We start from the raw sequence: 13,822 nt of genomic DNA on the forward strand, positions 1-13,822 counted from the left end.
GAGGGGTTATGAGCGATACGAAAGCAACGCCCACCATGGGAGCCGCCGACGCGCCCGACGCAGTCTACGACGCGCGCAGCCTGGGGGCGCCGAAGATGTTCGTCTTCGGTCTGCAGCACATGTTCGCCATGTTCGGGGCAACTATCCTGGTGCCTACGCTGACGGGGCTGTCGGTCTCCGCCACGCTTCTGTTCGCTGGTTTGGGAACGCTGCTGTTCCATCTGGTTTCGAAGGGCAAGGTGCCGGCGTTTCTGGGATCTTCCTTCGCCTTCATCGCCGGCTACGCCGCCATCGCCCCCAACGGCGAGGCGGACCTCCTGCCTTACGCCTGCCTGGGCGTGGCGGCTGCCGGTCTTCTGTATTTGGTGCTGTCGCTTCTGTTCAAGGTGTTCGGCGCCGAACGCGTCATGCGCTTCTTCCCGCCGGTGGTCACCGGGCCCATCGTCATCTGCATCGGGCTCATCCTGGCCAGCTCGGCCATTGCGAACTGCTCTACGAACTGGCCCATTGCCATCGTGGCCATCGCCATCATCGTGGTGTGCAACATCTGGGGCCGCGGCATGATTCGCATCATCCCCATCCTGCTGGGCGTCATCGGCTCCTATGTGGTGGCGGCCTGCGCTGGCGTGGTCGACTTCCAGCCCGTGGCCGACGCCGCCTGGATCGGGCTGCCAGTGCTGTGGGACAACACGGCGCTGTCGCTGTTCGGTCCCGGCTTCGACACGGGCCTTGCCATTACCGCCGTCATCACCATCATGCCGCTTGCCTTCGCCACCATGATCGAGCACATCGGCGACATGTCGGCTATTAGCTCCACCTGCAACCGTAACTACATCGCCGAGCCGGGCCTGCACCGCACGCTTCTGGGCGACGGTTTGGCTACCATCATCGCCTCGCTCTTCGGCGCGCCGGCCAATACCACCTACGGCGAGAACACCGGCGTGCTGGCCCTTACCCGCGTGTTCGACCCCCGCGTCATCCGCTTGGCGGCCATCTTCGCCATCGTGTTCTCGTTCTGCCCGAAGTTCGCGGCGGTCATCGCCTGCATGCCCGCCTGCGTCATCGGCGGTGTGTCGCTGGTGCTCTACGGCATGATTTCCAGCGTGGGCATCCGCAACCTGGTTGAAAACCACGTGGACTTCTCCCGCAGCCGCAACGTCCTGGTCACAGCCATCATCCTGGTGCTGTCCCTGGGCATCGCCTACAGTGCTGCGGGTGCCATCGTGTTCGAGCTGGGCGGCGTGGTCATCTCGCTGTCGGGCTTGGCCGTAGGCTCGGTCGTGGGCATTCTGCTCAACATTGTGCTGCCGAACAAGGAGCCCTACTGGGACGGCGGTTTGGCGGCTGCAGCCGAGGCCGACGACATCCCCATGCCGCTGGAAGCCGAGCTGGAGAACCTGCCCATCAAGTAGCGCTCCCGAGCGCAGGCCGCAATGGACCGTTTGCGCGCGTTCGCACAGAAAGCGTATTCGTCAAGAAAAGCGCAGGGCCGGCATCCCCCGAAGGGTGCCGGCCCTGCTTTTTGCACGGTTGCGCGAGCGCGCCGTCGACGCCTTAGGCCTGCACGGCTGCCGCGGCGTTCTTGCCGGCGTAGCGGCCGGAGGTGTAGGCGTAGTTCAGCCCGCAGCCGCCAGCCGGGTAGTCGTCGTAGATGAACTCGCCGCAGCACACCTCGCCGGCGGCGTAGAGGTTGGGGATGGGGGTGTCCGTCTCGTCGAGCACCTGGAAGTCGGTGTTCACGTGGTAGCCGCCGAAGCTGCCGTGGGTGCATACGCCCATGGTCAGCACGTAGAAGGGGCCGGTTTCGATGGCTACCAGGTTATCCGCCTTCTTCCCGAACTGGGTGTCCTCGCCGGCGGCGGCCATGGCGTTGTAGGCGTCCAGCTGCGCCTGCAGGGCCGCCCCGTCGATCCCCAGCGCTTCGGCTGCTTCGGCAACGGTGTCTCCCTGGGTGAAGACCCCCTGGTCAAGACCCAGCTGGAAGGCGTTTGCCAGCTTGTCGCTGAGGGTGTCCACCATGGGTTGGTCGTAGACGGCGTAGAAGCTCTGGTCGGGGAAATGGGCTACGGTGTAGTAGATGTCGTGGGTCTGGCCGCCTTCGTTCACGAAGCGGTTGCCCGAGGAATCCACCCACATGGCCTTGCTGTCGATGAGCTTGCTCTGGCCGGCTTCCACGGGGCAGGCCAGGATGCCGTTGGTGCCGCCGTGGCCGATGTAGGCCGCGCCGATGTCCAGCCCCATCTCCAGCCCTTCTCCGGTGCAGCCCTGGCCCACCTCGGTGTACACGCCGTCGTAATCGGGGCAGTACTCGGCGATTAGGTCCTCGTTTCGGCAGAAGCCGCCGGTGGCAAGGATGGTGCGGCCCGCATCGTAGCGGATGCGCTTGTCGGCGCCTTGCACGGCCAGCACGCCCTCCACCTCGCCCTCGTCGTTCACGATAAGCTCGACGGCCTGGGTGTCGAAGACGAAGTCGACGCCGGCGTCCTTGGCGTACTGCTCCACGGCTGCCAGGGCCACCTCGTCGCGGTCGTCGATGTTGTGGGCGCGGGCTATGGTGTCGGTGCCCTTCTTCGAGATCTTCTCCTTGAAGGGAACGTTCAGCTCTCCGCTGAGCCAGTCTATGGTCTCGCCGAAGTGCTCGGCGCAGAACTGCTGCATGGCCGGGTCCAGCTTGTCGCCGCCGCGCTCCATGAAGTAGGCAAGCAGCCCCTCCGGCGTATCCTCGATGCCCGCTGCTTGCTGCAGCTGGGTGCCGGCTCCGTAGAGCGTGCCGATGGCCAGCGAGCTGGAGCCCGAAAGCCATGGCGTCTTCTCGATGAGGACCGTCTTCGCGCCCGCCAGCGCCGCTTCGGCGGCCGCCGTAGTGCCGGCTGCTCCGCCGCCTATCACCAGCACGTCGCAGCTTACGGTTTCGTCCACGGTCGGGTCGGGCGCCTCGCGGGGCGCGCATCCGAACAGGCTTGCTGCGGCCAGGGTCGCGGTACCTGCTGCGCCGAGCACGAAGCCGCGGCGTGTGATTCGGGGTGTCTGAGTTGACGGTGTCATGGTTGCCTCCTCTGACGTTGCTGCGGATGTTCCAAAAACTCTGCGTCTTTGCGTTTCCGCAATAAAACTCCGAGCTATCTCATCAAGGTACGGATTCATCCTAGCGCGCTCGCTAGACATTTTTCCGCTGCGAGGGGCGCCAAGGCCGACCGGTTTCCCGGATGTTGGCGATTTGTCGCCTGTGCCTGCACAGACGCATCGCGACCGGCAACGGGCTGCTCGCTAGCAAAACGGCTGCGGCTCCTGCGGTCTGCTCGCCGACGAAGCGGCTGCGGATTCTGGGGTCTGTCAGGCTGTCGAGTTGCGCGCCTGCGCTTGTGCTCTTCGCGGGCGCTCGGTTGTCGCGCCGTCAAAGGCCGTCCGTCCTTTGGGCTGCCGGTGCTCCCCGCGCGCCTCTCTCTGGCGCGATTTGCTGATAAAACCGCTGATAGTTAGCGGAAACATTGCGGAGAGCCTGTGCAGAGAAGGGTGAAAACCGGGTTTCGCGGCTCGCAATAAAACCTAGTATCATGCTAGAATTTCGCTGACAGTTATCGGCGGGCAGCTCGGAGGTCGGGCGCCTTCGCCGTCCGGGGCTCGGAAAGGTTTGCCATGCTCGTTTCAACGAAGGGGCGTTACGCGTTGCGGCTGATGACGCGCATTGCGAAGGCCGGCCCGGGCAGCAAGGTGTCGCTGCGGGAGGTTTCCGAATCCGAGGACATTTCGCTGAAGTATCTTGAGCAGATCGCCCGACCGCTGTTGCAGGAAGGGCTGATAGAGAGCGTGCGCGGCAAGGGCGGTGGCTACCGTTTGCTGCATCCTGCGGACATGGTGAAGGCGGGGGATGTACTGCGGGCCGTGGAGGGAACGACCACGCCCGTTCTGTGCGCGGCTCTTAGCGGGGAAGGGGAGTGCCCGCGCGTCGGCGTATGCACGACAATCGGCTTCTGGTCCGGCCTCGACCAGGCCATCGAGAGCTACGTGGACGGCGTGACGCTGGCCGATCTCGCTCGCGGCTACGAGCGCGACGAGGCTTTGGGGCTTACCTAGCCGGGTTAGTGCGTTCCGACGCCGCTTCGCCGCAAGTGCCGTGCCGACCGGCGGCTACCGAGAGTCGCCATCTTCTCCGTCGGTGCGGTAGTGGCTGCCGAGGCTTTCCGTCCTGGCTCGCGCGGCATCCACTACGGCAAGCGCCGCGGTTGCCAGGTTCTCCATCTGCAGGCTTTCCGCCCGCGTTGCGCGTTCGGCGGCTTCCCTCATCTCTGTTAGCTGCCGGTGCGCTTCGGCGAGCGCTGTCTCGCTGCGGTCGATCATGCAGGTGCGCTCCATGATGGCGCGAACGTGCTGCAGGGCCATGCGCGCAGCTTCCTTGTCGGCGGAGCCTTGGGAGAGCAACGGCCGCCAGGCTTCCGGGAGGCTCGGCCGGGCTGCCATGCTGTTCTTAGCTGCGTGCCTTGCGGCTTCCTTTCCCGCTCGTAGGCCGAATACCAGGCAGTTCGCACTCGACAGGCCGCCGAGCCGGTCGGCTCCGTGCATGCCCCCGGTGCATTCCCCGCAGGCGAAAAGCCCTTCCACCCCCGTGCTGCCGCGTTCGTCGATGGCGATGCCGCCGTTGTTGGCGTGGGCGAACAAGGAGACGCGCATTTCGTCGTCGGCCAAGATGCCCCGTGTTTCCCGGAGCCATTGGGAATAGGTGCGCGCGAACTCCGGCAGCGCGGTGCCTTCGGGCAGGCGGACGTTGGCGCGAAGCCCCTGGGGCCCGGCGGCGTCCAGCGCCATGTCGGCAGCCCGAGAGATGAGGCGGCTGGTGAACGGGCCATGCCCCGACCGTGCTCCCATCACTTCGTCGGTTGTGGCTCCCAGGGCCTTGGCGAGGGGCGCAACGGCGTCGGCGCCTGTCTCGTCGAGCAGCTGCGTCCAGCGAAACACCTTCTCGTTGAAGACGGCGCCCTGCCCGCGCCCCACCAGCCCCGGCATGATCTGCATGAACTCCATGTTCGTCAGGCGCGCTCCCAGCCGAAGCGCGCAGGCGTGGCCGGCTCCCGTGTCCTCGGCAGCGCCCAGGTGCCGCTCGAACAGGCCGCCGCAGCCCCCGGTGGCCAGCACGATGCTTCGGCACGAAACGGCGTGCAGCCCCCCGTCTGCCGCATCAAGGAACAGCGCGCTGAACCCGCCGACTCCCGCTGCCTGGTCGCCTGAAGGGCGGATGTCCAGCAGCTCCCAGCCGCTGTGCACCGTTATGCCCAGGTCGGCAACGCGCTTGCCCAGCGCAGCCTCCACCGGTTCCCGCTCCAAGCCGTACCAGCGGCGGTGCTTGTGGTCGAAGCAGGGGATGAACTCGCGCTCGCCGGGATTGTCGGGACGCTTGAGGCGAACTCCCCGCGACTCAAGCCACGCGACAGCCGGCGCGATGCCGCCTACGAACGAGCGCACGAGCGCTTCGTCGGCCACACCGCCGCCCACGTCAACGATGGTGCGCGCCAGGTCGTCCTCGTCCTCGGGCCCGTCGGGCGCTACGAGTCCCAGCCCCCAAGTGGTGGGGCGAAAGCTCGACCCGCCGAACAGCCGCCCGGCGCATGCGATGGCAACCTGGGCGCCCGCTTCGGCCGCGGCAAGCGCGGCAACGACGCCAGCCAACCCGGCGCCCACTACCAGTACGGAGCTGAAGATGCAGCCGGGATGGGAGTGCGGCGTTTTCAGCTGGTCCACGGGTCCTCCAATCGACGGTTCGTCTCGCTATTGTACCCTCCGTCGCCGTGCCGCTTGCTGGGAGCTTTCGACGGCCAGTCAACGGCTTTTCGGTGCGAATCCGTAGTTTTCCCAGTTCGGCGTCTCCCATACGAAACGGATAGGTGCTGTCCCGAGAGCAAACACTGCCTTTGGACGGTAGGCGCGGCTCTGCCTGTTTCCTAGGATGTGTCGTGTTCGGGCCAGGGCGTGCGGGCGTGGAGCGCCCGAGCACTTTCCGGGCCCGGCGAGGAAACGCATTGCGCAAGAGAGGAAGGGTGGAGTATGGCTCTGTCGAAGAAAACGAGCGAGGGAATGAATCGCCGCGATTTTCTGAAGGGGACTATGGCTGCCGGCATCGTGGGGGCCACGGGCGCGCTTATGGCCGGTTGCTCTCCGGCATCCCCGACGGGGACTGCCAGCGAGCAGCCGGTGAGCGCATCGGGCGAGGAGACGGCGGCTCGCGCGTCGCTTACCTACGATCAGGTGCACGGTGGCACATGGTCGTTCATGGTGCCGCCGGAGGTTCCTTCCGAGGACAATATCGTCCGTACCGAAGAGGCTGACATCGTGGTGGTCGGCTCCGGAACCGCCGGCTTGGTGACGGCGGCTTCGGCGGTGGAGAACGGTGCGAAGGTGATTCTGTTCTCCGCGTCGAAGGGCAACGTGTCCCGCGGTGGGTCGTGTCATGGCGTGTGGAGCAAGGTGATGGAGCGCGAGGGCGTCAAGCGCTACAACCCGGGCGACTTCTTCCGCGGCCAGATGATCGCGGCGGGCTACAACGTGGACCAGGGCAAGTGGTGGAAGTTCGCCAACAACAGCGAAGAAGCCATGAACTGGTGCATCGACATCATCGACGAGGCGGGCTACCGGACCGTGCTGGAGGCCTCCCCGCAGCTTGACGAGAGCGACCCCATGTTCTGTCCGGTGGCGTCCCATTCGTGGGTTGGAGGCGACATCACCTCGGCAGGATCGGGTCAGCAGCTGCTGGTGGATACGCTGGCGGCCCGCGCCCAGCAGATGGGGGCCATGCTGGAATACGAGATGGTGGCCGAGCAGCTGGAGAAGGACGCGTCGGGCCGCGTGGTAGCCGTGCTGGCGCATCCGGTTGGGTCGACCGACGAGTACGTGCGCTACAAGGCGTCGAAGGGCATTGTGCTTGCCACCGGCGACTTCTCCGCCGACAAGGATATGATGCAGTGCTATTGCCCCGGGGTGTTCGACCTGCTCAACCCCGATGCGGACAAGAACGAGTACGACGTCGGGTTCACCTGGGGCGGCCTGTACCGCGGCGAAGGCCAGAAGATGGGCCTGTGGGCCGGTGCCGCCTGGCAGCGCACTTACCCCAACGCGCCCATGACGCTGGCCGTGGGCACCTCCGGTCCGGCGAACCGCACCATGGGTGCTCATCGCGGGCTGCTGCTGAACAAGCGCGGCGAGCGCTACGGCAACGAGGACGTAAACGGCGTGTTCGCGGGCCTTACCCAGCGCCATCAGCCCGAAGGCCTGTCCTACGCCATTTGGGGCACGAACTACGCCGAGGACGCGGCGCCGTGGTACTCCACGGGCATGATCGAGGGTGAGAGCGAGCCGATGCCGCCCGCCGAGATGATCAAGCAGTGGGACGAGGGCATGATCGGCGCTCTGCCGCAGACGGTGGTCAAGGCCGACACCATTGAAGAGGTCATCGAGGGTTTGGGCCTTCCCAAGGACGTGGCCCTGGCTTCGGTGAACCGCTACAACGAGCTGTGCGCCAAGGGCGTGGACGAGGACTTCCACAAGTGCCAAGAGCAGCTGATCGGCATTACGGAAGGCCCCTTCTACGGCGCTGTGGGCGGACGCCCCGAATTCCTGACGGTGCTGGGCGGCTTGCGCACCAATCTGAACATGCAGGTGTGCGACGAGGACGACAACCCCATCCCCGGCCTGTTCAACGTGGGCACCATGGTGGGCGACTACTACGGCAACACCTACAACTTCATGGTCGAGGGTAACAACCTGGGAGCCACCTGCATCACCTTCGGCTACCTGACTGGCCGCGATCTGGCCAAGGGCCTGTTCGACTAGCTTCTTTCGGCCAGCTTGCTTCCATGGCGCCTCCGTCCGTTTGCCGGCGGGGGCGCTCTTGCTATAATCGGCCCCGCGCAACGGATGCTCGGAAGGAAGGTGTATGGGAGAGAGGCTTCGCCGGCTACGGCCCTATCTGGGCATGCCCACGCTTTTTGCCGCGCTCGGGTTCGCCACCTATTGGGCGTGGATCGACTCGGTGTTCTTCTCGGGCGTTCTGTTCGGCTCGTTCGGCGATGCGGCGACATTCTCCCAGCGGCTGCACATCGTTGCGCAAGTGGTGGCTATCGCGCTTACATTGGGTGCGGCGGCGCTTGCCGGGCGTTCGCCGCAGCTGATCTCCGGCATGAGGGGGATGTCGATTCTTGCGGTGCTGGGAACGGCCGGCACTGTGGGAGGTTACTTCGGTGCGGCGTTTGTCGGCTCGCCTTCGGAAAGTAGCGTGGGCCTTGTTCTGCTGGGTGCATCCGTGGTTGCCATGGGCGCCGTCATGGGGCTGCTGCCGCTGTTCTGGGGTCGGGTGCTCGTGGACAGGGTGCGTGGCCGCGAGACGCTGGTGGTGTGCGCGTCGCTGGTGGCGGCGTGCGCGGAAACCATGCTGGCATCGCTGGTGGAGCCTTTGGGTCGGCTGCTTGCCGCGTGCTTCCTGCTTCCCTTCGGGCTGCTGTGCTTCGCGGCTTTGCGCCAGGGCCATCAAGCCGATCCAGCTGCTGCGGGCCTCGATGATTCGGACGAAGGCGCCTGCGGAGGGTCGGCGCCGTTGGGAACGCAGGCCGCCGCTTCGTCTTGGCGCTTCATGCTGATGCTGTTCGTGACCAGCTTCGCCTTCGGCGTGCTTCAGACCGAGTCCCGGGGGCTTGCGGCGCTCGACTTCTCGACGCTCTCCATAGCTCAGCTGGCCGCCAGGGGAGCGGTTGCCCTTGCGGTTTTCGGCGCCGTGGGGGTGTTCGGCTGCCCGTACAAGACGGTCTATCGTTCGGGCCTGCTGCTGATGATCGCGTCGTTCATGGCCAGCCCTTTTCTGTCCGAACCCTTTCCGGGTTTGGGTAGCGTGCTGGTCAGCCTGGGTTACACCTGCATCGACCTTATGATGTGGACTTACGCCTTTGACTGCGTGCGGGTGCTCAAGGTGAACCCCGTTTCGTTCGTGGGCGTTCTGCGGGCCATCATGATGGTGGGCGTGCTCGCGGGCTTGTTCGCGTCTCCGTGGCTGCTGGGGGAGGGGCCGGGGTCGCATCGCTACGGCATCGGTGCGACGGCCGTGGCGTATTTGCTGGTCATAGGTGCGATTGTTCTGATGGACGAGAAGGGCTCCCAAGGTTTCTGGAGCGTGCTCAACCGCGCTCGTGCCGAAGCCGGGGAAGACCCTTCGCGCAGGCTTCGCGCAATTTCGGACGCCTTCGGCTTGACGAAGCGCGAGTCGGAGATAATGGGGCTGCTGGTCAGCGGCCGAAGCGCCCCCTACATCGCCGAAGAGCTGTTCATCGCGGTAAGCACCGTGAAGTACCATTCGTCGAGGGTGTTCGCCAAGCTGGGCGTTCATTCCAAGCAGGAGCTCATCAGCTTCTACGAGGGCTGGGACGAGCGAACGGCGCCGAAGCGGTAGCGGGCCATAGCGGGCGGCACAAGGGAAAGCGCAGGTGAGGACGTGGCGGTGACGGACGCGGGCGAAGCGGCGGATTCGCGGCTGGTACGCATCATGGGGCGCGAAGGCGTCGAGCGGCTGCGGGCTGCCAAGGTGGTGGTGCTGGGTCTGGGCGGCGTGGGGTCAAGCTGCGCCGAAGCCCTGGTGCGCGGCGGCGTGGGGCATCTGGTGCTGGTGGATCACGACATGGTGCAGCCGAGCAACCTCAATCGTCAGGCGCTGGCGTTTACAAGCACTATCGGCAAGAAGAAGGCCCAGGTCATGGCCGCTATGGCTCAGGATATAAACCCGCAGGTGGAAGCCGTGCCCGTCGAAGAGTTCCTGCTGGCGGAAAACGTGCCCGAATTCCTGGGCAAATGGGCCGCTGACGCTGATTACGTGGTGGACGCCATCGACACCATCTCCGCGAAGCTGGCTCTGGCCGAGTACGCTTGCGCCCACGGCACGGCGCTCATCAGCTCCATGGGGGCGGCCAACAAGCTGCACCCCGAATGCCTGCGCGAGGCCGACCTGTTCCAGACGGTGAACTGCCCGCTGTGCCGCATCATGCGCAAAGAGGGCCGAAAGCGCGGCATCGACCACCTGAAGGTGATTTACTCCTGCGAGCAGCCGGTGCCGGTCGAGGTGCAGGAGGGCGCTACCCGCCGCGAGCGCACGAACCTGGGCACCGCCAGCTACATGCCTCCCATCATGGGCCAGATGATGGCCGGTGCCGTGCTGCGCGAGCTGGCGGGCTTGGAGGGGGCCGAAGGCTGCGGGAGCCTGCGATGAGTCTGCCCCTCGCACAACCACTCTACGACATGCACTGCCATTTGGGCTTTGCCGAGGACCCCGCATCGCTTGCCGAGGCGCTGGGCGCCCGAGGCGTCGGCTGCTGGTCGCAGACGGTGACCCCCCAGGAGTACGAATATCTTTCTGGATTGCTGGGCTGCAGCGCATGGCGGGATTCGGGTGAGTGCGCTCGCGTTCCCTCTGCGCTTCCACCGCTTCGGCTGGGCGTTGGGCTGCATCCCTGGTGGGTGCCGACCGATGCTTGCGAGTGCCGCAGGCAACTGGAGCGCATGGAGCCGCTGGTAGGCGCCGTGCGCTGGATAGGAGAGGTGGGTCTGGACTTCGCCCGGCGGGGAATCGCCTCCCTGGAAGCTCAGGAGCAGGCGTTTCAATCCGTCGCGTCCTGGTGCGTTCGGTCGGGCGGCAAGACACTGTCCATCCATGCCGTAGGGAGGGGCGCCGCCGGACGCACGCTTGATCTGCTGCAAGGTGCGGGCTTCTTCGCCGATGGGTCGAACCGCGCGGTTTTTCACTGGTTCAGCGGCAGCTCCGACGAGCTTGTGCGCGCCCGGGACGCAGGCTGCTACTTCTCTGTGGGACCGCGCATGCTGCAGACGAAGCGCGGCCGGGCCTATGCGTCTCAGATTCCCGAGAGCCGACTGCTTCTGGAAACCGACCTGCCGCCGCTTGCTGACGGCGCGGCTGCAACGGTCCAGGCTGCGATGGGGCTACCTGACTCCGTGGATCTGCGTATGCCGCAGTGGTCAGTCGAACGGTCGGCAGCGTTTCGCGGCGAGCCTTCCGAAGTCGCCTCGACGTGCGCCTCCGAAACCGAGGCGGACACCATGGCGGCTGCCCTGGTTGAAGCCCTTGCAGCCTTGTCCGCCATTCGCGGCGCAGAACCCTCCGAGCTTGCCCGGATAATCGGCGAGACCAGCCGCGTGGTTCTCGACTGCTAGAATTACCACAACGGTTTCGGGTTTCGAAAGGACGGTTTGCGATGGACGTTGTCTGCCTCGACTTGGAAGGCGTGCTGGTTCCCGAGATATGGGTGGCCTTCGCTGCGGAAAGCGGCATCCCCGAGCTTGCGCGCACCACTCGCGACGAACCCGACTACGACAAGCTCATGAACTGGCGGCTTGACGTGCTGCGCGAGCACGGGCTGGGGCTCTCCCAAATCCAGGCCACCATCAGCCGTATCGACCCGCTGCCCGGCGCGCGCGAGTTCCTGGATGCCTTGCGGGAGCGTGCTCAGGTGATCATCATCTCCGATACCTTCACCCAGTTCGCCCAGCCGCTCATGCGCAAGCTGGGGTGGCCCACCATCTTCTGCAACGAGCTTGCGGTGGCAAGCGACGGTACCATCACCGGCTTCACTATGCGCTGTCCTGAGTCGAAGCTGACCACGGTGCGGGCGCTGCAGTCCTGCGGCTTCGACACCATCGCGTCGGGCGACAGCTTCAACGACCTGGGTATGATCCAGGCCAGCAAAGCGGGCTTCCTGTTCCGCAGCACCGAGGCCATCAAGGCTGACCACCCCCACATTCCCGCTTTCGAGACCTACGAGGAGCTGCTGGACGCCATTACCGCCGTACTGCGCGCCTAGTCAATCGCTCTGAACGCCCGCCGCCCTTGCCGCTTCGGCGGCAATGGCCACCTCCCTGCTGCCCTGCTGCTCTCACCGTGCTAGGGGCTTTGTCGTCCCGACATCTCCGTTCCTGTTCTCGCTCCGCTTGCACGAGTTGCCGGTTGTGCGGCCTTGTCCGGAAAACAGAGCAGGCCTTGGAGCGAAGGAGGGAAGGGGGTTCGCTTCAAGGCCTGCCTTTGGAAATGTGGCCGAGGGGACGGCCACCGAGTAGGTTGGCATCAGAATAGACGAGCGCAGGCCTCGGCGGGGCGCAAACGGCGTCATCCCACAATATCCGCACGTCGATGGGCTTGTCCGCGCCGTTCGTCCCGGGATTGGCCCCTCTCGGCCCGATGCATTTTGTATAATGGCCTCAACCGACCTTTCGTCGAAGGCAGGATCGTCTCTGTGAGCTTCTTTTCTCCCGAAAACCGAAAAGCATGGCTGCCGGTGGTCCTGGCCGCCCTGGGCATGGGCTGCTATCTTGGCTGGGGTATGATGGCATCGTCGGCCTCGCTGCTGTCGCCGGGCATTCGCGAGTCGGTGGGTGCCTTGGCTATCGGGGATGGTCCGACGCGCTGGCTGTGGCTGGCGATCGTCGCTGCGACCGGCACCGGTGCCCAGCTGCTGAAGGAACGCTTTCCGCGTCGGGCCGTGACCGTTGCTGCAGCGGTTCTGACGGCCGGTGCTACCGTCGGCATTTACCTGGTGGCCCCTCATGCCGAACCTCTCGTGTCTACCTTGCGCATGCCGATTGCCGCATCGTCTGTGTTCATCCTGCTGTGGGGCGAGCAGCTCTGTCGTCTGAGTAGCCTCCAAGCACTGCGCTGCGTGCTCATCGCGTCGTTCACCGCATCGGCCGTAGTGATGCTGGCCACCTGCCTGCCCGAGTTGGGGCAGGTGATGCTCCATGGGTCGCTGCCGGTGGCTTCGGGCGGAGCGCTTGTGTGGCTCAATCGACGAAAGCTACTGGAGCCGGTCCAGGGGCGCGCGTTTGGGACGCGTCGGTTTCCACTGCGCGCCTTTGTCGGCATAGGTCTTCTCTGCGTGGTGGTGTTGCTGCTGCAAGCCTACAGCGAAGGGAAAACCGACAGCCCCGACGAACTTTTGTGGGTGGTTGCGGGCTTGGCGGTCAATGCGGTGCTGTTCGTAGCGTCGGTTGTCAACCCAAAGCTCACCACGGCCTCCAATATTTCCAAGCTCATGCTCCCTTTGTTCGCCGTGGGGACGTTTCTGGTGTTCGCCACCGACTTCGGTCAGCAGAGCGTGGAGGTGTTCGCAATCGGATGTGCGTGGGTGTATTACCGCATATTCACCTGGATTATCTGGCGGCTGGGAGCGCTCGGCACCGACAAGGCTCCCGTGGCTGTCATCGCCGTAGGGCAGGCAATACTTACGGGCGGTTCCATGCTGGGCGAGTGGGCTTACGGGCTCATGGGCGCCTGGGACCTGTCGTTTTTCGCTGCCGCCGCGGCTGTGTGCTTGCTGAGCGTATGCGTGGCTATGTTCTTCCTGGACACCCGCTACGTCGCCGAGCTAGCCGATGAGACCGTGACGTTCGACCCCGAGAATCGCGCCGTCTGCGAGCTGTGCGCCGACAACGCCACGGCGACCTACGGGTTTTCGCGCCAGGAGAGGTCCATCGCGCTCATGCTGGTGCGCGGTGACGACAACGAAACAATCCAGGGGGAGTTGGTCATTGCGACAAACACCTTGAGAACGCATTTGTGCAACATGTACCGCAAGACCGACACCCACTCCCGCGAGGAACTGGTTTTGCTGCTACGCTCCCTCACGCAGAACTAGGTGGCGTTTCGCCGCTTGGCGCATCCTTGAGCATGTGCCAATCTATCAGGCACGATAGCCGTCTACTCCAATAATACTCCGCAGGCTTTCGCCCGTACTCCACCTTTACCGCGTCGCCGTTCTTCCCTCGCGCTGCACTCTTCGGTACAGTGCGG

At 65.1% G+C, this 13,822-nt stretch carries 10 protein-coding genes; 8 read left to right on the forward strand and 2 right to left on the reverse strand.

What is annotated here, in order from left to right; genetic code table 11:
* Positions 1-8: 8 nt before the first annotated feature.
* Positions 9-1,412, forward strand: coding sequence for a uracil-xanthine permease family protein (locus NFR41_RS07880; protein ID WP_160212917.1), 1,404 nt, complete (start codon positions 9-11; stop codon positions 1,410-1,412).
* A 142-nt stretch (positions 1,413-1,554) separates the two neighbouring features.
* Here NFR41_RS07880 and NFR41_RS07885 read toward each other — a convergent pair whose 3' ends face one another.
* A complete protein-coding gene (locus tag NFR41_RS07885; RefSeq protein WP_160212916.1) occupies positions 1,555-3,045 on the reverse strand; it encodes an FAD-dependent oxidoreductase in 1,491 nt (496 codons plus the stop codon).
* Between the two features lie 591 nt (positions 3,046-3,636).
* Between NFR41_RS07885 and NFR41_RS07890 the strand changes: the two genes are divergently transcribed.
* Positions 3,637-4,074 (forward strand): RrF2 family transcriptional regulator, encoded by a 438-nt coding sequence (locus NFR41_RS07890; protein ID WP_251231406.1) that lies wholly within the window; start codon positions 3,637-3,639, stop codon positions 4,072-4,074.
* A gap of 54 nt (positions 4,075-4,128) precedes the next feature.
* Here the strand turns inward: NFR41_RS07890 and NFR41_RS07895 are convergent, their stop codons facing one another.
* Positions 4,129-5,733, reverse strand: a complete 1,605-nt coding sequence (locus NFR41_RS07895; protein WP_251231407.1) for an FAD-binding protein — start codon at positions 5,731-5,733, stop codon at positions 4,129-4,131.
* 303 nt (positions 5,734-6,036) lie between these two features.
* On the opposite strand from NFR41_RS07895, the gene NFR41_RS07900 reads away from it, so the two are divergent.
* The 6 genes from NFR41_RS07900 to NFR41_RS07925 all read left to right on the forward strand — a co-directional run bounded on the left by NFR41_RS07900 (position 6,037) and on the right by NFR41_RS07925 (position 13,667).
* Positions 6,037-7,818 carry an FAD-dependent oxidoreductase gene (locus tag NFR41_RS07900; RefSeq protein ID WP_251231408.1) on the forward strand — a complete coding sequence of 594 codons (1,782 nt, stop codon included), beginning with the start codon at positions 6,037-6,039 and terminating at the stop codon, positions 7,816-7,818.
* A gap of 103 nt (positions 7,819-7,921) precedes the next feature.
* Positions 7,922-9,424 carry a helix-turn-helix transcriptional regulator gene (locus tag NFR41_RS07905; protein WP_160212912.1) on the forward strand — a complete coding sequence of 501 codons (1,503 nt, stop codon included), beginning with the start codon at positions 7,922-7,924 and terminating at the stop codon, positions 9,422-9,424.
* A 42-nt stretch (positions 9,425-9,466) separates the two neighbouring features.
* Positions 9,467-10,234 carry a tRNA threonylcarbamoyladenosine dehydratase gene (locus tag NFR41_RS07910; protein WP_349665473.1) on the forward strand — a complete coding sequence of 256 codons (768 nt, stop codon included), beginning with the start codon at positions 9,467-9,469 and terminating at the stop codon, positions 10,232-10,234.
* Positions 10,231-11,193 carry a TatD family hydrolase gene (locus tag NFR41_RS07915; RefSeq protein WP_251231409.1) on the forward strand — a complete coding sequence of 321 codons (963 nt, stop codon included), beginning with the start codon at positions 10,231-10,233 and terminating at the stop codon, positions 11,191-11,193. Before NFR41_RS07910 ends, NFR41_RS07915 begins: the two co-directional genes overlap by 4 nt.
* Positions 11,194-11,234: 41 nt before the next feature.
* A complete protein-coding gene (thrH, locus tag NFR41_RS07920) occupies positions 11,235-11,840 on the forward strand; it encodes a bifunctional phosphoserine phosphatase/homoserine phosphotransferase ThrH (RefSeq protein WP_160212910.1) in 606 nt (201 codons plus the stop codon).
* Between the two features lie 429 nt (positions 11,841-12,269).
* Positions 12,270-13,667, forward strand: a complete 1,398-nt coding sequence (locus tag NFR41_RS07925) for a helix-turn-helix domain-containing protein (RefSeq protein ID WP_251231410.1) — start codon at positions 12,270-12,272, stop codon at positions 13,665-13,667.
* The last annotated feature ends 155 nt before the right edge of the window (positions 13,668-13,822 follow it).

The organism is Adlercreutzia aquisgranensis (assembly GCF_943193145.1).
GTDB lineage: Bacteria > Actinomycetota > Coriobacteriia > Coriobacteriales > Eggerthellaceae > Xiamenia > Xiamenia aquisgranensis.

Excerpts from the sequence above, each read along its gene's own strand:
- NFR41_RS07880 (WP_160212917.1), top strand. The coding sequence starts at position 9 with ATGAGCGATACGAAAGCAACGCCCACCATGGGAGCCGCCGACGCGCCC.
- NFR41_RS07885 (WP_160212916.1), bottom strand. The coding sequence starts at position 3,045 with ATGACACCGTCAACTCAGACACCCCGAATCACACGCCGCGGCTTCGTG.
- NFR41_RS07890 (WP_251231406.1), top strand. The coding sequence starts at position 3,637 with ATGCTCGTTTCAACGAAGGGGCGTTACGCGTTGCGGCTGATGACGCGC.
- NFR41_RS07900 (WP_251231408.1), top strand. The coding sequence starts at position 6,037 with ATGGCTCTGTCGAAGAAAACGAGCGAGGGAATGAATCGCCGCGATTTT.
- NFR41_RS07905 (WP_160212912.1), top strand. The coding sequence starts at position 7,922 with ATGGGAGAGAGGCTTCGCCGGCTACGGCCCTATCTGGGCATGCCCACG.
- NFR41_RS07915 (WP_251231409.1), top strand. The coding sequence starts at position 10,231 with ATGAGTCTGCCCCTCGCACAACCACTCTACGACATGCACTGCCATTTG.
- thrH (WP_160212910.1), top strand. The coding sequence starts at position 11,235 with ATGGACGTTGTCTGCCTCGACTTGGAAGGCGTGCTGGTTCCCGAGATA.